The 25,800-nt window shown below is 45.8% G+C and carries 19 protein-coding genes; all 19 read left to right on the top strand.

Features of this window, described 5'->3' with window-relative positions; genetic code table 11:
• Window positions 1–276 precede the first annotated feature (276 nt).
• The gene (locus tag MHH93_RS19775) at window positions 277–1,260 is read left to right on the top strand and encodes an ABC transporter permease (RefSeq protein WP_036606891.1); all 984 of its coding nucleotides are present in this window, start codon (window positions 277–279) and stop codon (window positions 1,258–1,260) included.
• A gap of 15 nt (window positions 1,261–1,275) precedes the next feature.
• A complete protein-coding gene (locus tag MHH93_RS19770) occupies window positions 1,276–2,178 on the top strand; it encodes a carbohydrate ABC transporter permease (RefSeq protein ID WP_036606894.1) in 903 nt (300 codons plus the stop codon).
• 187 nt (window positions 2,179–2,365) lie between these two features.
• Complete coding sequence (locus tag MHH93_RS19765; protein WP_500055401.1) at window positions 2,366–4,054, top strand: ABC transporter substrate-binding protein; 1,689 nt, start codon at window positions 2,366–2,368, stop codon at window positions 4,052–4,054.
• A 376-nt stretch (window positions 4,055–4,430) separates the two neighbouring features.
• The gene (locus tag MHH93_RS19760) at window positions 4,431–6,134 is read left to right on the top strand and encodes an ABC transporter substrate-binding protein (RefSeq protein ID WP_500055400.1); all 1,704 of its coding nucleotides are present in this window, start codon (window positions 4,431–4,433) and stop codon (window positions 6,132–6,134) included.
• Between the two features lie 321 nt (window positions 6,135–6,455).
• Window positions 6,456–8,153, top strand: a complete 1,698-nt coding sequence (locus MHH93_RS19755; protein ID WP_500055399.1) for an ABC transporter substrate-binding protein — start codon at window positions 6,456–6,458, stop codon at window positions 8,151–8,153.
• 205 nt (window positions 8,154–8,358) lie between these two features.
• Complete coding sequence (locus MHH93_RS19750) at window positions 8,359–10,740, top strand: glycoside hydrolase family 95 protein (protein ID WP_500055398.1); 2,382 nt, start codon at window positions 8,359–8,361, stop codon at window positions 10,738–10,740.
• Window positions 10,741–10,756: 16 nt separating this feature from the next.
• Window positions 10,757–12,118, top strand: coding sequence for a GH1 family beta-glucosidase (locus tag MHH93_RS19745; protein WP_500055397.1), 1,362 nt, complete (start codon window positions 10,757–10,759; stop codon window positions 12,116–12,118).
• A 358-nt stretch (window positions 12,119–12,476) separates the two neighbouring features.
• Complete coding sequence (locus tag MHH93_RS19740) at window positions 12,477–12,740, top strand: hypothetical protein (protein WP_091038518.1); 264 nt, start codon at window positions 12,477–12,479, stop codon at window positions 12,738–12,740.
• A gap of 319 nt (window positions 12,741–13,059) precedes the next feature.
• Entirely contained in the window at window positions 13,060–14,034 is a 975-nt protein-coding gene (gene cyoA / locus MHH93_RS19735) for a ubiquinol oxidase subunit II (protein WP_500055396.1), read from the top strand.
• Between the two features lie 21 nt (window positions 14,035–14,055).
• Window positions 14,056–16,026, top strand: a complete 1,971-nt coding sequence (locus tag MHH93_RS19730; RefSeq protein WP_124118137.1) for a cbb3-type cytochrome c oxidase subunit I — start codon at window positions 14,056–14,058, stop codon at window positions 16,024–16,026.
• Window positions 16,027–16,647, top strand: a complete 621-nt coding sequence (gene cyoC, locus MHH93_RS19725; RefSeq protein ID WP_278298254.1) for a cytochrome o ubiquinol oxidase subunit III — start codon at window positions 16,027–16,029, stop codon at window positions 16,645–16,647. It abuts the gene before it with no gap.
• Window positions 16,648–16,977 (top strand): cytochrome o ubiquinol oxidase subunit IV, encoded by a 330-nt coding sequence (gene cyoD / locus MHH93_RS19720; protein ID WP_091019256.1) that lies wholly within the window; start codon window positions 16,648–16,650, stop codon window positions 16,975–16,977.
• A gap of 226 nt (window positions 16,978–17,203) precedes the next feature.
• The gene (locus MHH93_RS19715; RefSeq protein ID WP_500055395.1) at window positions 17,204–18,187 is read left to right on the top strand and encodes a zinc-dependent alcohol dehydrogenase family protein; all 984 of its coding nucleotides are present in this window, start codon (window positions 17,204–17,206) and stop codon (window positions 18,185–18,187) included.
• 218 nt (window positions 18,188–18,405) lie between these two features.
• Entirely contained in the window at window positions 18,406–19,245 is an 840-nt protein-coding gene (gene kduI / locus MHH93_RS19710) for a 5-dehydro-4-deoxy-D-glucuronate isomerase (RefSeq protein ID WP_124118136.1), read from the top strand.
• Between the two features lie 86 nt (window positions 19,246–19,331).
• On the top strand, window positions 19,332–20,090 hold the full coding sequence (locus MHH93_RS19705; RefSeq protein ID WP_500055394.1) for a DeoR/GlpR family DNA-binding transcription regulator: 759 nt from the start codon (window positions 19,332–19,334) through the stop codon (window positions 20,088–20,090).
• A 78-nt stretch (window positions 20,091–20,168) separates the two neighbouring features.
• On the top strand, window positions 20,169–20,921 hold the full coding sequence (kduD, locus tag MHH93_RS19700) for a 2-dehydro-3-deoxy-D-gluconate 5-dehydrogenase KduD (RefSeq protein WP_500055393.1): 753 nt from the start codon (window positions 20,169–20,171) through the stop codon (window positions 20,919–20,921).
• Between the two features lie 37 nt (window positions 20,922–20,958).
• Window positions 20,959–21,804, top strand: a complete 846-nt coding sequence (locus tag MHH93_RS19695) for a sugar phosphate isomerase/epimerase family protein (protein ID WP_500055392.1) — start codon at window positions 20,959–20,961, stop codon at window positions 21,802–21,804.
• A gap of 239 nt (window positions 21,805–22,043) precedes the next feature.
• Complete coding sequence (locus tag MHH93_RS19690) at window positions 22,044–23,351, top strand: homocysteine synthase (RefSeq protein WP_500055391.1); 1,308 nt, start codon at window positions 22,044–22,046, stop codon at window positions 23,349–23,351.
• Between the two features lie 430 nt (window positions 23,352–23,781).
• On the top strand, window positions 23,782–25,731 hold the full coding sequence (locus MHH93_RS19685) for a heavy metal translocating P-type ATPase (RefSeq protein ID WP_500055390.1): 1,950 nt from the start codon (window positions 23,782–23,784) through the stop codon (window positions 25,729–25,731).
• The last annotated feature ends 69 nt before the right edge of the window (window positions 25,732–25,800 follow it).

Raw genomic sequence — 25,800 nt, 5'->3', positions numbered from 1 at the left:
ATAGGGGACCCGCAAGGGTCTCTTTTGCATGTTATGTATTTGAAGTAAACGATTACTATAAAACGTTTTCGTCATTAACCATTTAAACTCAATTTTCCCTTTATATTGATTTTATTGTTTTTGAAAGTAGAATTTATCACTGATTTTAACTAATTAATGTCGGATTATATATGCCTATATCTAATTTTTATATGATTTTCTCTAAAATCCAGATGGTATTTTGAAAACGCTCTATCGAGTATGATTATTTTATAAAACAGAGGAGGGGGAACGGAGATGGAAACGCTAACAAAAAAATCCGCTTCCGCGAACAGAAGCAGTGACCCCAAACCGCCTTTAAAGAATCGGCGGAACGGAATTTGGGACAGAATGAAACAGCAGAAATATCTCTATCTCATGTCATTGCCATTCGTAGCTTGGGTTTTCGTATTTAACTATCTGCCACTATGGGGATGGACGATGGCTTTCCAAAACTATAAACCTGCCAGATCGTTTGGTGATCAAGAGTGGGTTGGTTTTAAACACTTTGTAGAGCTGTTCAGTGATGATCGTTTCTATCTGGTACTTCGGAATACGCTTGCAATGAGCTTGATGGGACTAGTTGTCGGTTTTATCGTACCGATATTCTTCGCTATTCTCCTGAATGAAATGAGAGGCATGTTCTTCAAACGTGCCGTGCAAACGGTATCATATCTGCCTCACTTTGTATCCTGGGTTGTTGTAGCCGGGATCATTACGAAGATGCTCTCCACCGATGGAGGGATTATCAATGATCTATTGGTAGGGCTGAACATTATCGATCAGCCGATCCAATTCATGGCCAAGGGGAACTTGTTCTGGTACATTGTAACCGCTTCAGATATGTGGAAAGAAACCGGTTGGAATGCCATTATCTATCTGGCGGCGATTACAGGTATCGACAATGAGCTGTATGAAGCTTCCCGTGTAGATGGAGCTAACCGCTGGAGACAAATGTGGCATATTACGCTGCCTGGCATACGGACCACGATTTCCGTACTGTTCATCATGTCCATTGGACATCTTATCAGTATCGGTTTCGAGAAGCAGTTCTTGCTTGGCAACAGTCTGGTCACAGACTACTCGGAAGTACTTGATCTATACGCGCTCAATTATGGTTTGAATATGGGACGATTCTCGTATGGTACAGCCATAGGTATATTCAACTCCGTTGTCAGTATCATCCTTCTGTTTACTGCAAACGGCTTGTTCAAAAAATTCACAAAAGAAAGCATCATGTAGGGAGGGGACGACATTATGGCGAACAAAGCATTCAATGCTACTCGGGGCGATAAACTGTTCGATATATTCAATATCCTCGCGATGACCATGGTGCTGGTTGTAACACTTTATCCATTCCTTAACGTACTAGCCATCTCACTCAATAACTCGACAGATACAGTACGTGGTGGAATTTACTTGTGGCCTCGCGAATTCACATTACAGAACTACAAAACGATTTTCCAATATGATGGATTGTTACAAGGTTTGCAGATCTCCATTCTGCGTACGCTTGTAGGTACCGTGCTCGGATTGATCAGTTCATCCATGATCGCCTTTACACTGAGCAGACCTGATTTTGGACTTAGAAAATTTGTTTCCACAACGCTCGCCCTCACGATGTATTTCTCCGGTGGTCTGATTCCGGTGTACATTCTGATGCGTGACTTGAACCTGATCGGTACATTCTGGGTATATGTATTGCCTGGCATGATCAGTGCATTTAACGTGTTCATCATCCGTTCATTCATTGATGGCCTGCCATACTCATTGCAGGAATCCGCGAAGCTGGACGGAGCGAATGACTTTACAATCTATTACAGAATCATCCTGCCATTGTGTAAACCAGTGCTTGCTACCATCGCATTGTTCCTGGCTGTAGGTCAATGGAATGCGTGGTTCGATACGTACCTGTATAATGGTTCGAAGGCACATCTGACCACGCTCCAATACGAGCTGATGAAAGTATTGCAAAGTACACAGCAGGGCTCAGGTGCTGGACGAAATGCCAATGATATGGCGCAGCAAATGACACAGATTTCACCGGAATCGATCAAAATGGCGATTACGATCGTTGTAACGGTTCCAATCCTCATTGTATATCCATTCCTTCAGAAGTACTTTGTTGGCGGTATGACACTGGGCGCAGTAAAAGGTTAAACAAGTGGGTACAGGCTGCCACATAGAGCGGCCGTACATCTACAAATGAAGCATCAGGATACCCGAAGCGCAGCCATATGGTCTGCGCTTCACCGTATAGGGCTGCGGTGTGGTATTCATGAAGCTATAGACAGGGACAAAAAAGTCCCGGATAAGACAGACATATGAAACAGGGAGGATTACCATTATGGCAAGTTCCAAAATGAAGATTGCACTGGCTCCAGTGCTTGCGATGTCATTGCTCGCAGGTTGTGGTGGTGGAAGCGGCGGTGATACGTCGTTTAAGGATACAAGTTCAGAGACTACTCCACTTACATTCGATTTCTTTAGTGTGGATCCTAGTCCGAACTGGAATGGGATGAAGGACGAAGTGGGTAAAGTCCTTACAGAAAAAACAGGCGTAACGCTTAACGGTGAATTTGCCGTTAGTGGTGGTCAGGATAAAATCTCCTTAATGGCGGCGAGCGGAGACTATCCGGATATCGTTTCACCCAAAGGAGAACTTAGCAAACTGGTGGATGCCGGGGCAATGCTCGATCTAACGGAACTGATTGACCAATATGCTCCCAATCTGAAGAAGCTATATGGTAATTACATGGACCGGTTGAAATACAGTAATGAGGATCAGGCTATTTATGTGCTGCCGACGTATTATGCGGTAGACCAGAAGTACTTTGATGCAGGTGGCGGATTTGGTATTCAGCATCGTGTACTGAAAGAACTCGGATACCCGGAAGTGCGTACACTTCAGGATTACGAGAATGTATTGAAGGCGTACAAAGAGAAACACCCAACGATTGATGGTCAGCCAACCATCCCGTTAACGTTGGATGCGGATGATTGGAGAATCATGATTACCGTAACGAATCCGGCCTTCCAGGCAACAGGGGCACCGGATGACGGTGAATACTATATCGATCCAGAGACGTATGAAGCACGTCTGCATTACAAGCGTCCAGAGGAAAAAGAGTACTTCCGCTGGTTGAACCATATGTACAATGAGGGACTCCTTGATCAGGACAGCTTCATTCAGAAAACAGACCAATACAAATCCAAAATTGCAAGTGGGCGTGTTCTTGGTGTCATTGACCAGGATTGGGGATATTCCGATGCAGAAAATGCATTGAAATCCGCGGGCAAGTCTGAAGCAACGTATTCACACTTCCCGGTTACCCTGTCCGAGGATATCAAGGATCAAACCTTCCAGGATCCTGGTTTTGTATCCGGTTGGGGTGTAGGGATTACAACGACCAATCCGGATCCGGTTCGTACGATCAAATTCTTCGATTACCTGGCTTCTGAAGAGGGGCAAGTGCTGATGAACTGGGGAATTGAAGGTAAACAGTACGAAGTGAAGGACGGCAAACGTGTCATTCCTGCCGACATTCAAGACCAGAAAACCAATAATGCAGCCGTATTCCAGAAAGAAACAGGTATTGGGCTGTACACCAATTTGTCTGGTCATTATGGAGACGGTGTGAAGGACTCAACGGATAACTATTATACTACGAATTTCCCTGAACAGATCGTGGCGGCATATTCCGATGCAGAGAAAGAAACACTCAAAGCTTACGGCGCTACAACATGGAAAGATCTCTTCCCGGGTGAAGACGAGTTCCCAATCAAACCTTGGGGAGCAGCATACAATCTGCCAACACCAGGTGACTCTAACTATAACGTCATCTTCAAGAAAACACAGGATATCATCCGGAAACGTATCCCAGAAGCCATTCTGAGTACACCTGAACAGTTCGATGCGATTTATGACGGCATGATTGCAGAAGTGAACCAAGCAGGCGCGGAAGATATGGAGAAACAATATACAGAGCTCGTACAAAACCGTGTTCAACTGTGGAGCGGTGAAGAGGCTAAGTAAGTGTATTGAATAGTCATATTTTAACCGAGAAAAAACCCGGGCAGCCGGGTTTTTTCTTATACCTAAAACGTTTTCTAAAAAACGTTTTCAATTTTACAAATTCACTATTGACAAGGACTATGGGAGCGATTATTATTCAATTATGAAAGCACTTACATTAACTTGTACAGCTTGTGATAATCACCTGAAGCTCAAAGTAAAAAGGTACAAGACTGAAGAAGAAATAAGGCAAGAGAAGAACAATTTTATTTTTCGGAAAACGCTTCAAATGTTATAAAAACAAGAAAATGACATTCGCTTCATCTGGTCACGGTATGCGCAGGTCAGCCTGTTATACAAATATACAGCTTCATTATATCCATAAGGGGGATTACACATGAAGGGCAAAACACCAAAAACATTCGCAATGCTTCTGTTAGCCAGTGCTCTTGCAATTACAGCAGGATGCAGTGGCAATGGAGGAGGATCTAACGCTTCAGAAAAGCCGGTTGATTCCGGTGACACAACCAGTCCAGTAACCTTTACATTCTTTGGTGCAGATGCAAGTCCGAACTGGAATAACATGAAGGATGCTGTCGGTCAAGAGATTACCAAGGCGACGGGAGTTACAATTGAGGCTGAGTATGATGTGAATAATGGTGGAGATCAAAAGATTCCTTTGATGGCTGCGAGTGGTGATTACCCTGATATTATCTATCCTAAAGGCAACTTGTCGAAGCTTGTGGATGCAGGCGCGATGCTGGACCTGACCGATCTGATTGAGGAGCATGCTCCCAATTTGAAAAAAATCTATGGTGATCAGATGAACCGTCTGAAATATAGTTTGGAAGATCAAGCGATCTATACGATTCCGACCAACATGGGTGTGGATAACGTTGCATTTGACGCTACAGGCGGATTCGAAATTCAACAAAGAGTATTAAAAGAGCTTGGCTACCCTGAAGTGAAAACACTTGAGGATTATGAAAACGTACTGAGAACGTATTATGAAAAACATCCAACGATTGATGGTCAACCAACTATTCCGTTAACATTAAACGCAGATGACTGGAAGATCATGATCACGGTAACGAACCCAGCGTTCCAAGCTACGGGTGGACCGGATGATGGTGAGTATTATATCAATCCTGAAACCTATGAAGCCGTTCTCCACTACAAACGTCCTGAAGAAAAAGAATATTTCCGTTGGTTGAACAAAATGTATAATGAAGGACTGCTCGACAAAGATACATTTGTTCAAAAGGATGACCAATACAAGTCCAAAATCGCCAGTGGCCGTGTCCTCGGTCTGATCGACCAGGAGTGGAACTATGGTGAGGCAGAGAATGCTTTGAAATCGTCTAACGGTGGCGATAAAACATATGCCCACTTCTCCGTTTCCTTGAACAAGGATATTGTGGATCATACGTTCCAACCGACAGGATTTGACGGTTATGGTATCGGAATCACGACTTCGGCCAAAGATCCGGTACGTATCATCAAATTCATGGATTGGCTTGCATCTGATGAAGGTCAGGTTCTGAGAAACTGGGGTGTTGAAGGCCAACACTACCAAGTAGAGAATGGCAAACGCACTATTCCGGCTGACGTACAAGATCGCAAAACCAATGATAACTCTGCCTTTACGAAAGAATCTGGCGTAGGCATGTATAACATTTTTAGTGCCAGATACGGTGATGGTGTGAAAGATGCCACAGATAACTACTATACAACGAACTTCCCTGAACAGATTCAAGCAGGCTACACAGCAGCTGAGAAGGAGACGCTGAAGGCGTATGGTATTACAACATGGAAAGAGTTCTATCCTTCCGAAGATGATCTGAAACTGAAAGATTGGGGCGCAGCATACAATATGCCTGTACCTTCTGATACGGATTACAACGTAACGTTCCAGAAAACACAAGATATCGTACGTAAACGTATTCCAGAGGCTATCCTTGCCAAACCTGAGAACTTCGACAGCGTATATGATGGACTTCTGGCTGAACTCGATAAAGCGGGTGCAGTGGAGATGGAGAAACAATACACCATTTGGATTAAGGAACGTGTAGCACTCTGGACTGGAAAAGATGTGAAATAAGACTGAAAACCAAGCAGGAAAAGTGATGGTTTTCATAGCGAAAAAAGCCCTTGAAAAAGGGCTTTTTTTATTGTTGACGTATGGTGTCGAATAGCCTATAATCTATCATGTAAGCACTTTCAGTAAGCGTTTTATAGTATATTTCGAAAACGTTTTATGTATGTTAGAAGAAGAAAGTTAAAATGAGTGCTGCTGACTGTCGAGCTCCAAAAATCTGGTTTTTACAGCACGTATCGTAAGCGCATTCAAAAAAGTGGTATCCTCAGGCAAAAAGCCTGTTATACAGATAAAACCTTCATAAATAATAGGGGGAACTAGACAATGAGAGGCAAAATGAAAGGTAATACACCCAAGACGTTTGCAATGTTAATGCTCGCAAGTGCAATGTTGGTTACAGCTGGCTGTGGGAATTCGGGCTCCAAAGAGACTACAGAGTCCAGCGGTACCGAACCAATAACAGTGACGTTCTTCGGAGCGGATGCAAGTCCAACCTGGAACAAGATGCAAGATGCTGTCGGTAAAAAGATCACAGAGCAAACAGGCGTTACAATTGAAGCTGAATATGATGTAAACGATGGTGGTAACCAGAAGATTGCATTGATGGCTGCCAGTGGCGACTTTCCTGATATGATCTACCCTAAAGGTAACTTGTCCAAACTTGTGGATGCGGGCGCGATGCTGGATCTCACGGATCTGATTGAAGAGCATGCTCCCAATTTGAAAAAAATCTATGGGGAACAGATGAACCGTTTGAAATACAGTCTCGAAGATCAAGCAATCTATACCATTCCAACCAATATGGGTGTCGATAACGTTACATTTGACGCTACAGGTGGATTCGAAATTCAGCAAAGAGTATTAAAAGAGCTCGGGTACCCTGAAGTGAAGACACTTGAGGATTACGAGAACGTACTGAGAGCTTATTATGAAAAACATCCAACGATCGATGGTCAGCCAACCATTCCTTTGACATTAAATGCAGATGACTGGAAGATCATGATCACGGTAACGAACCCGGCCTTCCAGGCAACAGGTGCACCGGATGATGGTGAATATTACATTGATCCTGAAACGTATGAAGCAAAGCTGCACTACAAACGTCCAGAGGAAAGAGAATATTTCCGCTGGTTGAACAAAATGTACAATGAAGGCCTACTGGACAAAGATGCATTTGTTCAAAAGGATGATCAATATAAGTCTAAAATTGCCAGTGGCCGTGTCCTCGGTCTGATTGACCAAGAGTGGAACTATCAAGAAGCGGAGAACGCACTCAAATCATCGGGCAAGGATGATGCCACATATGCTCACTTCTCTGTATCACTTAACGATGAAATTGTGGATCACACGTTCCAACCAGCAGGATTTGACGGTTATGGTATCGGGATTACAACTTCAGCCAAAGATCCAGTGCGTATCATCAAATTCATGGATTGGCTTGCTTCCGATGAAGGACAAGTCCTGAGAAACTGGGGTATTGAAGGCGAACACTATAACGTAGAAGATGGAAAACGTGTGATTCCAGATGAAGTTCAAGATCGTAAAACAAATGACAATGCCAATTTCAGTAAAGAAACAGGAATCGGGATGTATAACATATTTAGCGCAAGATACGGTGATGGTGTAAAAGATTCTACGGATAACTATTACACAACGAACTTCCCAGAGCAGATCGTAGCTGGTTACACAGCTGCCGAGAAAGAAACACTGAAAGCTTATGGAATCACGACCTGGAAAGAGTTCTATCCGGCTGAAGAAGATCTGCCAGTTAAGGACTGGGGCGCTGCATATAACATGTCAGTACCTTCCGGTACAGACTATGAGGTAACATTCCAGAAAACGCAGGATATCATCCGTAAGCGGATTCCGGAAGCTGTTCTGACTACACCAGCAAACTTTGATGCAACATATGATGCTTTACTGGCTGATTTGGACAAAGCTGGTGCAGTTGAAATGGAGAAACAATTTACGGTTTGGGTTAAGGAACGTGTCTCCCTGTGGACTGGAAAAGACGTAAAATAATATGGATTGTCTGCAATCCATGGTTAAAACAAGGAAGGCCCTGCGAAGGGCCTTTTTTTATGTGGTTGATGTGTGATGATTTGCATTGACGCAAATTTGGAAATCACATATAATTTCCTTATTGTAAGCACTTACCGAAAACGTTTTATAAAATGAAGAAATCATCTTAAGCATTCTAAAGCCGATCGAGGAACAGGAGCTAATCATGTCCCAACACAACAACCAAACTAAAATTAACCGTTTATGGTATCGACAACCGGCAAAACGCTGGGAAGAAGCGTTGCCCATCGGAAACGGCCGTCTTGGAGGCATGGTGTACGGCGGCGCAGTGAATGAACGAATACAGCTCAATGAAGATACGTTATGGTCAGGGTTTCCACGGGATACGATTCAATACAGTAGTCAACGGTATTTGAAGCAGACGCGTGAGTTGATTATGTCTGAACAGTATGGTGAAGCTGAGGATTTGTTGAACCGTGAAATGCTCGGTCGTGATGTGGAGGCCTACCAGCCGATGGGTCATTTTCTTTTGCACCATGAGGGTCTGGATGATCTTTCGTATGATGCATTTGAGCGTGAGCTTGATCTGGAATTGGGTATTGCGACCACAACGTACTCATGGGCAGGAACTCGTTATGTACGTGAAGTGTATTCCAGTGCTTCTGATGATCTGATGGTCTGCACATTAACTGCTGATCGGAAGGGCGCTGTGGGTGTAAGTGTTACTCTGGACAGTCCACATCCTTATCGCATTGAGACAACAGGAGATGCACTAACCATGTTCAGTCGGTGCCCAAGTCATGTGGAGTCCAATTATTTCAGGGATCACCCGGAATCTGTTCTTTATGAAGAGGATCGGGGAACCGCTTACGCTGTTCGTTTGGCAGTTACGGCAATAGGCCAGCAGGCAAAGGTCTCCAATCTGGAAGGCAAGTTACATATTCAGGGTGCTGATCAGGTGGTTTTCTATCTGGCAGCGGCTACGTCTTTTGAACGCTACGATGTATTGCCTGTGAAGGATAACCTGGCGCTTAAAGAGGAATGCGTGGATGTCATCTCCAAGGCGATCACACATGGCGCGAATGTGCTTCGTGAACGACATGTACAAGATCATCATACGTTATTTAACAGGGTATCTATTGATCTAGGTGTATCCGCTAACGCTGAATTGCCTACGGATGAGCGGCTACAGGCCTATCAGGCAGGGGCACAAGACCCTGGACTGGAGGCAATTTATTTTCAATATGGAAGATATCTGTTAATGGCCAGTTCGCGTCCGGGCAGCCAGCCTGCCAATCTGCAGGGAATCTGGAACCATCAGGTAGAACCGCCATGGCACAGTGATTACACGATCAATATCAATACAGAAATGAACTACTGGCCGGCAGAAGTCTGCAATCTCAGTGAATGTCATGAGCCACTGTTTGATATGCTGACCGATCTCAGTGATACAGGGCGCAGAACGGCGCGAATTCTCTACGGAGCCCGTGGATGGACAGCGCATCATAACGTGGACATCTGGAGAACCACGACACCGACAGGCGGTGATGCAAGCTGGGCATTCTGGCCGATGGGTGGCGTGTGGCTGACCTCGCATCTATGGGAGCATTACCAATTTACCGGTGATCAGCGTTTTCTTGAGGAACGTGCCTATCCCATCATGAAAGAGGCTGCACTCTTCTGTCTCGACTGGTTGGTGGAAGGGCCGGATGGTTATCTGGTTACAATTCCATCCACTTCACCAGAGAACAAGTTTCTCACTGATGCTGGAGAGGCACGGAGTATATCGATGGCTTCAACCATGGATATGAGCTTGATTCGTGAGCTGTTCAGCCGCTGTATTGAAGCCGCGAAGCAACTGAATATAGATGAGCCATTGGCAAGTGACTGGCGTGAGGCTCTAGAGAAGCTTTATCCATTCCGAATTGGAAGCGAAGGACAATTATTGGAGTGGTTTAAGGATTTTGCCGAATCCGAGCCAGGGCATCGTCACGTCTCTCACCTGTACGGACTGTATCCCGGGGAGCAGATCAATCGAGTCCACACACCGGAACTGGTGGAAGCAGCACGAATATCGCTTGAACGTCGTATCTCACAAGGTGGCGGGCATACAGGATGGAGCTGTGCTTGGTTGATCAATCTGTATGCACGACTGCTGGATAGTAGCCAGGCACATCAGTTTGTACACACATTGCTGGCCCGATCTACGCATCCGAATCTGTTTGACGACCATCCGCCTTTCCAGATTGATGGTAATTTTGGAGGCACGGCTGGAATGGCCGAGATGTTGTTGCAGAGCCACTTGAACGAGTTACATTTACTGCCGGCACTGCCTGATCTCTGGACTCAAGGTCGTGTTGAAGGGCTTCGTGCAAGAGGTGGTTATACGGTGGGCATAACGTGGGCAGACCACAAGCTTGCTTCAGCGGTCATCAAGGCAGACCGAAATGACTCGCTGTCTCTTCGCAGTGCTTATCCGCTGCGGGTGGACGGACAGGAACAAGCGAAGGCAGAACTCACGCCTCAGGGCGATTATGTAATTCATTTATCCATGGCCGCAGGACAGACGATCCGCGTGTCACTATGAGACGGAGGAGTAAACCATGACGATTTTTAAATTTCCGCAAGATTTTCGCTGGGGTACAGCAACAGCTTCCTATCAAATCGAAGGAGCCGCACAGGAAGGCGGACGCGGGGTATCCATTTGGGATACGTTTGCTCGCACTCCTGGCAAAGTATATAACGGAGACAATGGTGATGTCGCGTGCGACAGTTACCATCGGTACGAGGAAGACATCGAACTGATGAAGAAACTTGGGATTAATACATACCGGTTCTCCATTGCTTGGCCACGTATTATTCCTGATGGGGATGGTGAGATCAATCGGGAAGGGCTGGATTTCTACCACCGCTTTGTGGATGCATTGCTGGAGGCTGGCATTGAACCGTTTCTCACGCTGTACCACTGGGATCTGCCACAAACGTTGGAGGATGACGGTGGCTGGGGCAACCGCAGAACTGTCGATGCTTTTGTAAAATATGCCGAAGTGATCTTCAAAGAATTCTCAGGCAAAATCAACTTTTGGCTGACATTCAATGAACCATGGTGTATCGCGTTCCTGTCAAATCTTCTCGGGATTCATGCGCCAGGAAACAAAGACCTGCAAACGTCAATCAATGTTGCTCATGGCTTGTTGGTTGCTCACGGTAAAGCGGTCCAATCCTTCCGTCGCATGGGTATAACGGGACAGATCGGTATTGCTCCGAACGTCTGCTGGGCTGAGCCGTACAGCAAATCTCCTGAGGACCAGGCTGCGTGTGACCGATCGATCGCGCTCAATACCGACTGGTTCCTAGACCCGATCTACAAAGGAACGTATCCGCAATTTATGGTGGATTGGTTTGCAGATGCGGGGGCTACTGTACCTATTCAAGAAGGTGACATGGAGATCATCTCGCAACCGATCGATCTGCTCGGCATTAACTATTACACGATGGGAATTAATCGCTTTAATCCGGAAGCTGGTGTTCTTCAATCGGAAGAAGTGGATATGGGCTTAACCAAGACGGATATCGGCTGGCCAGTGGAGTCACGCGGTTTGTATGAGTTCATGCATTACTTGCAAAAGTACGGCAATGTGGATGTATACATCACGGAGAACGGTGCTTGTATCAATGATGATCTGGAAAATGGCAAAATTAATGATGATCGCCGAATTGCCTATTATGAACAGCATTTGGCTCAAATTCACCGCATCATTAACGACGGCATTAACCTGAAAGGGTACATGGCGTGGTCATTAATGGACAATTTCGAATGGGCAGAAGGCTACCGTATGCGCTTCGGTCTCGTTCATGTGGACTATCGTTCACTTGTGAGAACGCCGAAGGAGAGCTATTACTGGTATCAGAATGTCATTAAGAATAATTGGCTGGAAACACGGAATGAACATAATCCCCAATAGATGCAATCTTGTTTAAAGGGAAAAGCAGGTCCTCATTATATATGGATACCTTATTATTGAAGGGAAAGACGGGAGCATTGGAGTATTCCAATGCACCGTCTTTTTTTATTTTTTTACAGTTGAAAATGAGTAGTTCATAAAGGTTTCATCAGGTCAAGTGTCTTTCCTGTTATGAAGAGGCGGTTTTTGGGTTATAAGAAGTAAGGAAGAACTCGATAATGTTTTGTCAACGGATAATTCGAAAATAAAGTGTCCAAATTGCGAAGGAAATTTGAACATTTGTTGACTAAAAATCATACTGATGTGGTATATTGGTATAAGGAAAGCACTTACAAAAAGGGAAAAGGAAGTGTTTACTATGGCATCGAAGACAGCAATGGTCAGCCAATTGGAGCGCAAAGACAAAAATATGCGGCGCGCCGTCTTGACGATGACAGTTCTGGCATGGGTCGCACTCATTACGGGAGTGGTCATGTGTCTAATCAATTTGAATGACTTTAATGATCGTAATCTTGGTCTGATGGTCGGTATTGGATTCCTTGTAGGTAGTGTGTTTATTTACGTTATTGCCAAAGCGATTGGCCTTGTTCATACACGCCGGGAAGACGAAGGCGCCGATTGATTATAATCCTGCGTTATTTCGTCCATAATAAGACTGGATAAGTACCCGGAATCCAGTCAATAAAGCCCTTTGCGGATTCGTTGACACTGTTCAACGGGGACTGCAAAGGGTTTTATTTTGTGACTTGACGTGTAAAGATTACAATAAGCAAATATCAACCATGCAAGCGATTTGTGAGAAAAAATTCACACATTTAAGGTGTAAAATCGACAAATTTGTTAACAAGAACAAAAAAGTTGTTCATTTCTGATATCTTTAGTAGGAAGAGAGTAGTATACTGATTTTTCAGTATGAGCGAATTTAAGGAGAGGGGATCAAAATGAACAAGAAACCTAGGTCGCTAATCCGGATTATCATTCCGGTTGTCCTGACGTTGGTTACAATTGCATTGATTGTCTGGCCAATGCTGGCAGGCGGGCAGTACGTTGTTCTGGATCCGAAGGGGCCAATTGGCGCTTCGCAGAGAGATTTGATTGTCATCTCGACAATTTTGTGTGCTGTCATCATTGTGCCAGTACTCATTTTGTCTGCCGTAATCGTATGGCGTTACCGCGACAAGCCGGATAACAAAGCTGCTTATGAGCCTAACTGGTCTCATAGTACGAAGGCGGAGGCAATCTGGTGGACAGTTCCAATTATCATTATTGGAATACTAGCAATTGTAACGATTCGTTACACGTATGATCTGGAGCCTTCGAAGCCGTTGGCTCACGAGAAAGCACCAATTACCATCCAAGTGTCTTCACTGGACTGGAAATGGCTGTTTATGTATCCTGAGCAAGGCATTGCAACGGTTAACACGCTGAATATTCCGGCAGACCGGCCCGTGAAATTTGAACTCACTGCGGATTCACCGATGAACTCATTCTGGATTCCGCAACTTGGAGGACAGATTTATACGATGTCGGGTATGGCGATGACCTTGTATCTGCAGGCAGATCATGAAGGCAAGTACTGGGGTTCAGGCGCTAACTTCACAGGTGAGCATTTTGGAGAAATGCGTTTTGATGTGAATGCTACATCAGACGAAGATTTTGACAAATGGGTAACTGAAGTGAAACAGAACTCTCAGGAATTGACTACAGAAGGTTACAAAGCGCTTGCTGAACCAGGAACGAGCAATGTGGCTTATTATTCTGCGTTCCCAGAAGGATTGTTCCAAAATATCGTGACCAAGTATGTTGTAGATGGTCAAAGTGCTCACAGTAAGCATGGAAGTTCAAGTGAAGCTTCTGGAGCCATTCAAAGTCCAACCGATGTGTCCAAACAAGATGAGGACAAGAGTGCTAACTAAAGATTCGAAAGGAGGCCCCCAATGTTAGAGAGACTTAAAGAGTTTGCATCGGAGTTTTTCGTAACTGGCGACCCGCTGATCTATGGAGCAGACGTGGCCATCGGTATTACGATGATTACGATCGTAACGGTGCTGACTTATTTCAAAAAATGGGGCTGGCTCTGGCGTAACTGGTTAACTACTGTCGATCATAAAAAGATCGGTATTATGTATATCATTGCTTCCATTATCATGTTGTTCCGTGGTGGTGTGGATGCATTGATGATGCGTCTGCAGCTGGCTATGCCTAACATGGATTTCTTACATCCTGAACATTATAATCAGGTCTTTACAACTCACGGCACGATCATGATCCTGTTCATGGCGATGCCATTTATGTTTGGTTTATTTAACGTTATCGTGCCATTACAGATCGGAGCAAGGGACGTTGCCTTCCCGTTTCTGAATGCATTAAGCTTCTGGTTATTCTTCCTGGGAGCAATGCTGTTTAACCTGTCCTTCGTTATCGGTGGTTCACCGGATGCAGGATGGCTGAGTTATCCACCTCTATCGGAACTGTCACACAGTCCGGGGGTCGGACAGAACTTCTATATATGGGGTATACAGATATCGGGTATCGGTTCCCTGGCTACCGGTATCAACTTCCTGGTTACCATCATTAAAATGCGTGCGCCAGGCATGAGATGGATGAAAATGCCGATGTTTACATGGTCGGTATTCTCCACTTGTATCATTATCTTGTTTGCTTTCCCGATCTTGACCGTGACACTTGCATTGTTATTCCTCGACAGGTTTGCCGGGGCGCATTTCTTCACACTTGATCTGGGCGGTAACCCAATGATGTATATCAACTTGATCTGGATGTGGGGTCACCCTGAGGTATACATTGTCGTCTTGCCGGCATTCGGTGTGTTCTCCGAGATTGTAAGTACTTTCTCGCGGAAAAAACTGTTTGGTTACAAGTCAATGGTATTTGCAATGTTAATTATCAGCTTCCTGTCCTTCTTTACATGGGCGCATCACTTCTTCACGATGGGTTCAGGAGCGGACGTGAATGCATTCTTCGCCGTAACTACGATGTTGATTGCTATTCCAACAGGGGTTAAGATATTTAACTGGCTGTTTACCATGTATCGAGGAAGGATTCGCATGGCGACTCCGATGATGTGGACACTTGCCTTTATCCCGTGCTTTATTGTCGGGGGTATGACAGGCGTTCTGTTATCCGTTGCTCCTGCTGACTTCCAGTTCCATAACAGTTACTTCCTGATTGCCCACTTCCACCAAGTATTGATCGGTGGCGTTGTCTTCGGATACTTCGCTGGTCTGTATTACTGGTGGCCTAAAATGTTCGGTTTCCAACTCGAAGAGAAACTGGGCAAATGGGCATTCTGGACTTGGAATATTGGTTTCTATGTCTGCTTCATGCCGCAGTACGCTGTCGGTCTGATGGGTATGACACGTCGTCTGAGCACATACGGCTGGGATACTGGCTGGTGGGAACTTAACTTCGTATCCACAATCGGGGCATTCCTGATGGGTGTCGGATTCTTGTTCCAAGTTGCACAAATTGCAGACGGTATTCGCAAATACAAAACACTTAAAGCTTCCGGCGATCCATGGGATGGTCGTACGCTCGAGTGGTCGATTCCTTCACCAGCTCCAGAGTACAACTTTGCTGTTACACCGCGCGGAGATGATATTGATGAGTGGTGGGAAGAGAAAGAACGTCGTGCGAAAGGCATTCATCCGCCTGAGCCTGTATATGAACCAATTCATATGCCGAAGAATTCTTCGATTCCGTTCATTATGTCTGTCTTCTGGTTTGTAGCCGGCTTTGGCTTCGTATTCGGATGGCTGTGGATGGCGATTCTCGGACTTGCTGGCGTAGGCATCTGTATGATCGCCCGTTCATTCTCTTACGATACGGATTATTACATTCCGGTCGACGAAATTAAGCGTACCGAAGCGTCGTTAAGGGGGTCGGTATAGATGGCTCAAGCAGCCGCTAAGCACGGTGAGAATCATGCGCATGGTCATGACCATGGCCACCATGATCCACAGGAAATGAAAATTCTCGGATTCTGGTTCTTCCTGATTTCCGACGTTATCTTGTTCTCCGTATTGTTCGCAACCTTCATTGTGTTGCGTGACAACACGGCGGGCGGACCGATTTTGTCCGAACTGATCAAAATGCCTGGCGTTATCGCTGAGACATTTATCTTGCTCACGAGTTCATTTACGAGCGGACTTGCCGTTCTGGCAATGAACCAGGGTAAAGTGAAACAATTGATTAACTGGCTGATTGTTACAGCTGTTCTGGGTGCAAGCTTTATCGCCCTGGAGGTTTATGAGTTTATTGAGATGGTTCACGAAGGCTTTAGTTACACGACGAGTGCAGCTTCGGGTGCATTCTTCACCCTCGTGGGTACTCACGGACTTCACGTATCGCTTGGTCTGATCTGGATGATCGGACTCATGTTCCAACTGAAAAAACGTGGGATTACCGACGTTACTCGCGGTAAGATCAACGTTATCAGTTTGTACTGGCACTTCTTGGACGTCGTATGGATCTTCCTCCTGTCGATCGTCTATCTCATGGGGGTGATGTAGATGGCAGAGCACAACTCACATGATTCCCACGGCCATGAACAACATGGCTCACTGAAGTCTTATGTCATCGGCTTCATTCTGTCCGTCGTACTGACAATCATTCCACTTGTGGTGGTTCTGAACGACATGATGGGCAAAACAGGAACACTCATTGTGATTCTGGGTACAGCAGCACTTCAGTTTGTGGTTCAACTCTTCTTCTTCATGCATATCCGTGAAACAGAAAAACCACGCTGGAATGTAATGGCACTTATTTTCGGATTGCTGATTATGATGACCATCGTAATTGGTTCGATCTGGATCATGCTTAACAACGCTGTTGCACATTAATTCATAGGATGAAAGAGCTTCACGACCTTGGAATTCAAGGTTGTGAGGCTCTTTTTTTTTTCTAAGCAGAAGTTATCGCATAATTTAATGAAAAAAAAGTTGGATTATATCATAATAAGTCGTTGATGAAATAAATTACCATTGATACTATTGTTATACACTCTGTAAATATATTCAATATTTTGGTTAGAGCTATTTCAACAAATTTATTCTAGGAGATGTACCAATGAAAGCTAGGGTAATCCGTTATTATCGTTTTGGCGAACCAAGTGAAGTGTTATGTATGGAAGAAAAAGATGTGATACCCCCTGGCCCCGGTGAATTAGCAGTGAGGATGTATGCTCGGCCTATTAATCCCTCCGATATTATTCCTGTTCGAGGAGCTTACCCGCATCGTACCCGATTACCAGCTGTTCCCGGGTTCGAGGGTGTGGGGAGAGTAGAAGCAGTAGGGCCGGGAGTATCCAATCAAATGTTGGGGCGCCGCGTTTTGCCGCTAAAAGGTGAGAATACTTGGCAGGACGTCGTGAAGACCATGCAGCGACATACAATCATCATGCCGAATGATATCGATGATCAATCAGCCAGTCAGCTCTATATTAATCCGGTTACGGCTTGGTTGATCTGTACAGAGGTGCTTAAGCTTACGTACGGTGATACCCTGATTGTGAATGCAGGGGGATCTGCAATCGGACGAATCTTTGCACAGATCTCAAAAATCAATGGATTTAAATTAATTGCGCTTACGAGAGATGATCGTCATACTGCTGAACTGTATCATCTTGGAGCAGTTTCTGTTATCAATACAACGAAAGAGTTGCTACAGGATAGAATCGCGGAATTAACAGAGGGGTGCGGTGCTGATGCAGCCGTGGATTGTATTGGAGGGAGAGATGGGGAACAGTTGGTCAGTTGTCTGAAGCCAAATGGTACGGTCATCAGTGTAGGACTGCTTTCGGGGTTTACACCGTTATGGCATGAAGTAACCCGGGGAACACAAGTACATGTGAAACTTTTCTGGTTAAAGCATTGGGTGGAACGCTGTTCGCAAGAACGCTGGGAACAGGTATTTCATGAGGTGATGGAGCTGGTCAGAACAGGGAGGCTTGTGATGGCAAACATTGGGGCGACGTATGAACTAACGAATGTACAACAGGCCATTGCAGCGGCTGAATCGGGTATCGAGGGAAAGGTTCTCTTATTACAGTAATTATTCCGATCCACGATTGGTAATTCATAGCGTACCTCTCTCCTTTGACTGACCATGTCTTGTTCGAAGACGGTTAGAATTATAAACTTTTTATCACATAAATTCTTTTTTTTAAAATAAAGGTACACAAAAGATACATAATGAACTAAAATGAACTTATATGAACATGTTCAAACTCAATTCCAACTAATTTAAATGACGAAAGGAATGGATTAATAATGGAAAATCGTTATGCTGCACATCCCAATGAAGTGAAAACGTATGATACATCTCGCCTGCGTGAGGAATTTTTGATGGAGCAACTGTTTGCAACCGATGAATTGGTAACGGTATATTCTCATGTGGATCGTTATATTGTGGGAACGGCTGTACCTGAGAGCAAAGACATTACCCTTGAAGTGAACCTGAAGGATATCGGAACGAATTTTTTCCTGGAGCGTCGTGAAATCGGTATCATTAATGTAGGTGGTCACGGAACAGTGACAGCGGACGGCCAAGGTTATGAGATTGGAGCAAAGGAATGTCTCTACATTGGAAGAGGTGTGAAGGAAGTTGTGTTCACAAGCAGTGACAAGGCTCAACCTGCTCAATTTTATTTTGTATCCACACCGGCTCATCACACCTATCCAACAGTAAAAGCAACACAAGAACAAGCTCAGCCGAATCATCTGGGCAGCATCGAAACTTCCAATGAGCGTACAATCTATCGTTACATTCACCAAGGAGAAGGTGGAATTCAGAGTTGTCAGTTGGTAATGGGCATTACCGAACTCGACAAGGGTAACATGTGGAACACCATGCCTGCACATACCCATAACCGTCGTTCCGAAGTATACTTGTACTGGAATCTGCCTGAGGATGGCGTTGTATTCCATATGATGGGTGAGCCGGACGAAACGCGGCATCTGGTTGTACGCGACCGTCAGGCAATCATCTCCCCAAGCTGGTCCATTCACAGTGGTGTGGGTACAAGCAATTACACGTTCTGTTGGGCCATGGCTGGTGAGAACCAGACGTTCGAAGATATGGACGGCGTAGCGATGAAAGACCTGAAATAATAAATTACAGATGTCTGAGTTAATTGGCAGAGTAGACACTAGAACACTCATTCAATTAACTCAGGTAGTATAGGAAGTTGATTAGGATGAATCCATTGAAAAGACATGAAAAAATCATGGAGGCTCTTCTGGAGCGCCAGGAGGTAACCGTCAGTGATCTGAGTGAATTGTTGCAGGTGACTGGGAAAACAGTGCGAGAGGATCTCGACAAGTTGGAGAGTATGGGACTGCTCGTACGTGTCCATGGTGGTGCTATGTTGGCCCAGAATGACCAATATGGCATCCTGAATAGCCGCGGAGTTACCGAGAAGCATCATTCGGAGAAAACGGAGATTGCTGAACGTGCTCTGGCTTACATTCGACCTGGAGATATCGTTGCTCTTGATGGTGGCAGCACCACGCTGGAGATGGCCAAACGTCTCGACAATCAGCCGCTGACGGTGGTGACCAATGACTTGTTCATTGTTGCGGAGCTTACCAAGAAGGAGCAAGTACGACTGGTTGTGCCTGGCGGGGCTCGTGTACGGAATATGCTGGTGGGGGATGATACAGCTGCCTTTATCTCCGGTCTTAACATTCATAAAGCCTTTATATCCACGACAGCCCTTCATCCGGAATTTGGATTATCCATATACACGGGAGATCTGGTTCCTTTGAAAAAAGCAATGATATCTGCCTCGCAGCAGGTATATGGCGTTGTGGATCATTATAAATTCGGACAATTTGCACTGCGAACTTTCGCCCAGTGTTCGGAACTGGACTATATTATCAGTGATCATCGTTTGGATGAAGAGACAGTTGCCTTATACGAGCAGAGCGGTGTCACAGTGGATTATCAAAGTTAACCTCATTCATGATTCATGGGATTAAAGAACGGACAGATCGATGAATTGCATATTACAACCATGCGGAGGGAATCACTCATGAAACCATTTGATTTAAGCGGACAAGTTGCACTGGTGACAGGTACCTCGGGAGGACTTGGACAAGGGATGGCCATTGGCTTGGCGGAAGCGGGTGCTGATGTGGTGCTGGTTTCTTATTCCAGACCTGCGGAAACGGCAAGTGCGATTGAAGCACTCGGACGCAAAGCTTATGTGATTGAAGCGGATTTAAGTCGTGAAGATGAGTTGGCGGCTGTGTTCGAACAGGCACTTTCGTTCCAGGGCAGAATTGACATTCTCGTCAACAATGCCGGAATCATTCGCCGCACACCTGCGGCTGATCATGCAGGGCAGGACTGGCACGATGTAATCGGCCTCAACCTGAACACGGTATTTTTCCTGAGCCAATTGGCTGGCAGACATATGATTGAACGCGGAAGCGGCAAGATCATCAATATTGCATCCATGTTGTCCTATCAAGGTGGAATTAATGTACCTGGTTATACAGCCAGTAAACATGGTGTTGCGGGTTTAACCAAAGCACTCGCCAATGAATGGGCAGGTAAGGGAATCCAGATTAACGGTATCGCACCTGGTTATATGGAAACCGACAATACGACCCAGATCCGTGCAGACGAGAATCGTTATCGGGATATTACAGCCCGCATTCCTGCGGGACGCTGGGGTACTCCTGAAGATCTGAAAGGCCCGGTTGTCTTTCTGGCATCCGCTGCTTCGGATTATCTGAATGGTCATGTGCTGAATGTCGATGGAGGCTGGATGGCACGTTAATCACTTGATCATTGGATTAGAATAAGGAGGCAGTGAGATGAAACTTGGTATTCTGGCGCATACATTTGGCAAACAGCCTACAGCACAGCTTGCACAGACAATTGCGGATAACGGATTTAATTCCGTACAGCTGGCGCTGGCCAAAGCATTATCCGATGTGGACTCATCGAATGGCAAACTGAGCCCAGGGCTAGCGAATGAGATTGGAGATCAATTTGCACAGCGCGGGGTGAAGATTGCGGTACTGGGCTGTTATATTAATCCGATTGACCCTGATCCGGTAAGCCGTCGTGCGGATATTGATCGATTCAAGGAACATCTGCGTTATGCCCGGGATTTCGGTTGCAGCATGGTAGCAACGGAGACCGGAAGCTTGGACACCTATCAGGATACACATCCGGATGGATATGAAGAGAAGGCGTGGAGTGTGCTGAAAGAAACGGTTGAGGAGTTGGCTGAGGAAGCGGAGAAATGGGGCGTGCATGCGGCGATTGAGCCTGTGTCCACACATACCCTTCATACCTATGAACATATGACACGTTTGTTTGAAGAGATTCCTTCATCGAATCTGGGGATGCTGTTCGACCCGTGTAATCTGATCAAGCAACCACATGCAGCAGATCAAGGGGCTTTCTTACGCGAAGTGATGGAATCGCTGTATCAGCGCATGATTGTGATCCATGCCAAAGATGTAGCCTTTGATGCACAGGGAGAGAAGTACAATCCGGTACCTGGGGCAGGGATACTGGATTACCCGTTATTTTTTGAATTGCTAAAAACGCATAAGCCACATATCGATATTTCACTTGAAGGCGTAACTGCGGAGCAAGCTGTACCTGCGGCCAAACATTTGCGTGAAGTATGGAGTGCAGTTCGAGTCTAAGAGACTACCGGATTGAAAAGTGGTGCAACGCATCTGCAGCAGCCGAAAAACCTTTGCGAGGGCAAAGGTTTTTTTGGTATAGAGATGATAATGTACATATTTAATATTTCTCATCGGAAAAATCGGAAATAAAGTCTTTTCAAATGCGACATCTTGTGAGAGAATATGGAAAACATACGCCACCATGTCAAGACATCATGAACTTATAGAACGTATATATCAAGGGAGGATTCAGATTTATGTCAAACGAACGTGAGCTTTCATTTGAAACATTGGCAATTCATGCAGGTCAGGAGATTGATCCAACTACCAACGCACGAGCAGTTCCCTTGTACCAGACAACATCCTATGGCTTCAAGGACACCGAGCATGCAGCTAATCTGTTTGGTTTGAAAGAGTTTGGCAACATCTATACTCGTCTGATGAATCCAACAACTGACGTGTTTGAGCAACGGATTGCTGCGTTGGAAGGCGGAGCTGGTGCGCTGGCTACTGCTTCTGGTCAAGCAGCCATTACGTTTTCACTTCTGAATATTGCTGGTGCAGGGGATGAAATCGTGTCTTCGGCGAGTTTGTATGGAGGTACATACAATCTATTCTCGACGACTTTGCCGAAACTGGGTCTGGACGTGAAATTTGTGGATTCCAGTGATCCTGAAAATTTCCGTGCAGCGATTACGGAGAAAACGAAAGCATTGTATGCCGAAACGATCGGTAACCCGAAAGGCAATGTACTCGATATTGAAGCGGTCGCAGCGGTCGCTCATGAACATGGAATCCCTTTGATCGTGGATAATACGTTCCCAAGCCCGTACCTGCTTCGTCCAATCGAACATGGAGCAGATATTGTCGTTCACTCTGCAACGAAATTTATTGGGGGTCATGGTACATCCATTGGTGGCGTTATCGTGGATAGCGGAAAATTTGATTGGAAAGCAAGTGGCAAGTTCCCGGGTTTGACGGAGCCGGACGCCAGTTATAACGGTGTAGTATATACGGAAGCGGTTGGACCGATTGCTTATATTATCAAAGCTCGTGTACAACTTCTACGTGACTTGGGTGCAACGATCTCTCCATTTAACTCCTGGTTGCTGCTGCAAGGACTGGAGACATTACATCTGCGCGTAGAGCGTCATAGCAGCAACGCCCTTGCGGTTGCGGAATTCCTTGAGAAACATGAGGATGTGTCTTGGGTAAGTTATGCAGGTCTGCCGAGCCATGATTCTTACGAGCTTGCACAGAAGTATCTGCCAAGAGGGCAGGGGGCCATTCTGACCTTTGGAATCAAAGGTGGTGCGGACGCCGGTCGTAAATTGATTGAAAATGTTAAACTGTTCTCTCACCTTGCGAACGTGGGCGATTCCAAGTCACTGATCATTCACCCGGCAAGTACGACTCACGCGCAATTGACCGAAGAAGAACAAACTGCCGCAGGGGTTAATCCGGAGTTGATTCGTCTGTCTATTGGCACAGAGAACATTCAAGATATTATCCATGATCTGGAGCAAGCGATCAAAGCAAGTCAGGGAGCAAGTGTAGGCGCGTAAATGGCATTGAGTGGATGTGTAAACAATCACTTAAGTGTTATGTCTAAAAATGGTCAAACGCCTATCAATAGATGGTTTAAGCCGTTGTCCCCATGGACAGCGGCTTTTTGCCTTTTTAAACACGCATTTAGGAGTAAACGTCGAAAAATACCCATTTACAAATGCGGATCACAGGCATATACTGATTAAAAGTTGTATTGGGTAAAAATAATTGCATAAGTACAAAAATGATTATCATTCTCATTCGAGAATTATTGCAAAATCATTCACAAAACCATGCTGCTGCGGGATTCCCGCAGCAGCATGTGTCATTTTTAGGGCATTAACAATGGCTCTCATTCTCAATACAACTTCATTATCGGGAGCGGAATGGGGCAGTCTCGTCCCCCCCCCTCCCGCAAACCTAACATTCGAAAGGATCGTGATTCATATGCAAGCGATACATCAACCCTTACACAGACACAAACAAACAGAACAACGCTCGTCCCAGCCACCTGGCCCCAATCGCGGCAAGAAGCCTGATTTCCGAGCCATGATGCAAAATAAAGAGATGCAATCTGCATTGGGCAGCGGGTTGTTGATGTTGATTGCCTGGGGAACCGCACCTTATTTTGGTACCTTATCCATCATGCTCTACATTGTGGCTTATGCCGTAGGCGGTTGGACCAAAGCGAAGGAAGGCATCGAGACACTGGTCAAAGACCGTGATCTGGACGTAAATCTGCTGATGATTGCCGCATCCCTTGGGGCAGCAACCATCGGTTACTGGAATGAAGGCGCCATGCTGATCTTTATTTTTGCACTCAGTGGTGCATTGGAAAGTTATGCGACAGAGCGCAGCCATAAGGATATCTCATCTTTACTGGCGCTTAAGCCAGAGACTGCATTGCGGATTGAGGACGGACAGATGAGCCTTGTGGCTATTGATGATCTGAAGCCGGGTGACTTACTGTTGGTCAAACCGGGAGAACTCATCCCGGCAGATGGTGTCGTGTACCGGGGGAGTTCTTTTATCAATCAGTCGTCCATCACCGGAGAATCCCTGCCTGTGGACAAAGTTGCGGGGGACGAAGTTTATGCAGGTACGGTAAACGGGGAGGGCGCATTATACGTAGAGGTCACCAAATCGGCGGAAGGGTCACTGTTCGGCAAAATCATTAAACTGGTGGAAGAAGCTCAGGCAGAAGTGCCGGATTCCCAGCGTTTTATGGAGCGGTTTGAAGGCATATACGCTCGTATTGTTGTAGGGGTGACTTTACTTGTGATTGCAGGAGCTCCACTACTCCTTGGTTGGACATGGAATGAAGCATTTTATAAAGCAATGGTATTTCTGGTGGTTGCTTCGCCTTGTGCACTGGTGTCTTCGATCATGCCTGTCATGCTGTCCGCGATGTCCAGCAGTGCGCGCCGTGGCATTCTCTTCAAGGGTGGTGCCCATATGGAGAATATGGCTCGTACGCGTGTCGTGGCTTTTGACAAAACAGGTACATTGACCATGGGCACCCCGCAAGTTACAGATATTATTACGGCTGAAAATATAGATCGCGCCCAGCTGTTAGCTGCGGTAGCAGCGATTGAGAACATCTCCATGCACCCCTTGGCTCGTGCCATCGTAGATCAGGCGAACAAGGAGAACATTACCCTTCAGGAAGCGGAGCATGTACAGGCGCTAACAGGCTGGGGTATCGAAGGAACGGTAAACGATGTGCTCTGGCGTATTGGCAAAACAAATGGATTGGAATCGATGGAGTCTTCTGAATGGAACGAAGTGCGCTCCCGTCTTGAGGGGGAGGGAAAAATGGTATCCGTTGTTATGGCGGATGGTGAAATGGCTGGGCTCATCGCCATGCGGGATACGGTACGGCCTCAGGCAGCAGCTGCAGTGAGAAGGCTTGAAGCGATGGGGGTTAAAGTTGCGATGTTAACAGGCGATCGAGCCAGATCGGCCTCTGTAATTGCCCATGAAACGGGAGTAAGTATGGTTTACGCTGACTTGCTGCCAGAAGATAAAGTGAAGCAGGTCCAAGCGCTCCGCAAACAGTATGGTCCAGTGCTAATGGTGGGAGATGGTGTGAATGATGCCCCGGCACTTGCAGCAGCCACTGTGGGTATGGGGATGGGATTATCGGGTAGCGGAACTGCACTGGAGGTAGCTGATGCGGTGTTGATGAACGACAATATCGAAGAGATCGCTTGGGTGATTGGGCAGGCACGCCGAGCACAGCGGACGGTTAAACAGAATATGTGTTTTGCCATCACCGTTATTCTGGCCTTAATCACGGGTAACTTCCTCCAAGATGTCGCATTGCCTCTGGGTGTGGTAGGTCATGAAGGCAGTACAATTCTGGTTATCCTGAATGGACTTAGGCTGCTACGGTAATCAGATTTGGAGAGAAGAATGGTTTATTGGTACAGCGATTAGTATGCGGTTGGTTGAACGGCTCACGTT

It is taken from the genome of Priestia sp. FSL H7-0729, assembly GCF_038005685.1.
In the GTDB taxonomy this organism is placed as follows: domain Bacteria; phylum Bacillota; class Bacilli; order Paenibacillales; family Paenibacillaceae; genus Paenibacillus.
Note: the sequence above shows the minus strand (reverse complement) of the source record. Positions and strands in the feature narration are given on the sequence as shown.

Excerpts from the sequence above, each read along its gene's own strand:
- MHH93_RS19685 (WP_500055390.1), top strand. The coding sequence starts at position 23,782 with ATGCAAGCGATACATCAACCCTTACACAGACACAAACAAACAGAACAA.
- MHH93_RS19740 (WP_091038518.1), top strand. The coding sequence starts at position 12,477 with ATGGCATCGAAGACAGCAATGGTCAGCCAATTGGAGCGCAAAGACAAA.
- MHH93_RS19715 (WP_500055395.1), top strand. The coding sequence starts at position 17,204 with ATGAAAGCTAGGGTAATCCGTTATTATCGTTTTGGCGAACCAAGTGAA.
- MHH93_RS19750 (WP_500055398.1), top strand. The coding sequence starts at position 8,359 with ATGTCCCAACACAACAACCAAACTAAAATTAACCGTTTATGGTATCGA.
- MHH93_RS19730 (WP_124118137.1), top strand. The coding sequence starts at position 14,056 with ATGTTAGAGAGACTTAAAGAGTTTGCATCGGAGTTTTTCGTAACTGGC.
- cyoC (WP_278298254.1), top strand. The coding sequence starts at position 16,027 with ATGGCTCAAGCAGCCGCTAAGCACGGTGAGAATCATGCGCATGGTCAT.
- MHH93_RS19705 (WP_500055394.1), top strand. The coding sequence starts at position 19,332 with ATGAATCCATTGAAAAGACATGAAAAAATCATGGAGGCTCTTCTGGAG.
- kduI (WP_124118136.1), top strand. The coding sequence starts at position 18,406 with ATGGAAAATCGTTATGCTGCACATCCCAATGAAGTGAAAACGTATGAT.
- MHH93_RS19765 (WP_500055401.1), top strand. The coding sequence starts at position 2,366 with ATGGCAAGTTCCAAAATGAAGATTGCACTGGCTCCAGTGCTTGCGATG.
- MHH93_RS19775 (WP_036606891.1), top strand. The coding sequence starts at position 277 with ATGGAAACGCTAACAAAAAAATCCGCTTCCGCGAACAGAAGCAGTGAC.
- MHH93_RS19770 (WP_036606894.1), top strand. The coding sequence starts at position 1,276 with ATGGCGAACAAAGCATTCAATGCTACTCGGGGCGATAAACTGTTCGAT.
- cyoA (WP_500055396.1), top strand. The coding sequence starts at position 13,060 with ATGAACAAGAAACCTAGGTCGCTAATCCGGATTATCATTCCGGTTGTC.
- kduD (WP_500055393.1), top strand. The coding sequence starts at position 20,169 with ATGAAACCATTTGATTTAAGCGGACAAGTTGCACTGGTGACAGGTACC.
- MHH93_RS19690 (WP_500055391.1), top strand. The coding sequence starts at position 22,044 with ATGTCAAACGAACGTGAGCTTTCATTTGAAACATTGGCAATTCATGCA.
- MHH93_RS19755 (WP_500055399.1), top strand. The coding sequence starts at position 6,456 with ATGAGAGGCAAAATGAAAGGTAATACACCCAAGACGTTTGCAATGTTA.
- cyoD (WP_091019256.1), top strand. The coding sequence starts at position 16,648 with ATGGCAGAGCACAACTCACATGATTCCCACGGCCATGAACAACATGGC.
- MHH93_RS19745 (WP_500055397.1), top strand. The coding sequence starts at position 10,757 with ATGACGATTTTTAAATTTCCGCAAGATTTTCGCTGGGGTACAGCAACA.
- MHH93_RS19695 (WP_500055392.1), top strand. The coding sequence starts at position 20,959 with ATGAAACTTGGTATTCTGGCGCATACATTTGGCAAACAGCCTACAGCA.
- MHH93_RS19760 (WP_500055400.1), top strand. The coding sequence starts at position 4,431 with ATGAAGGGCAAAACACCAAAAACATTCGCAATGCTTCTGTTAGCCAGT.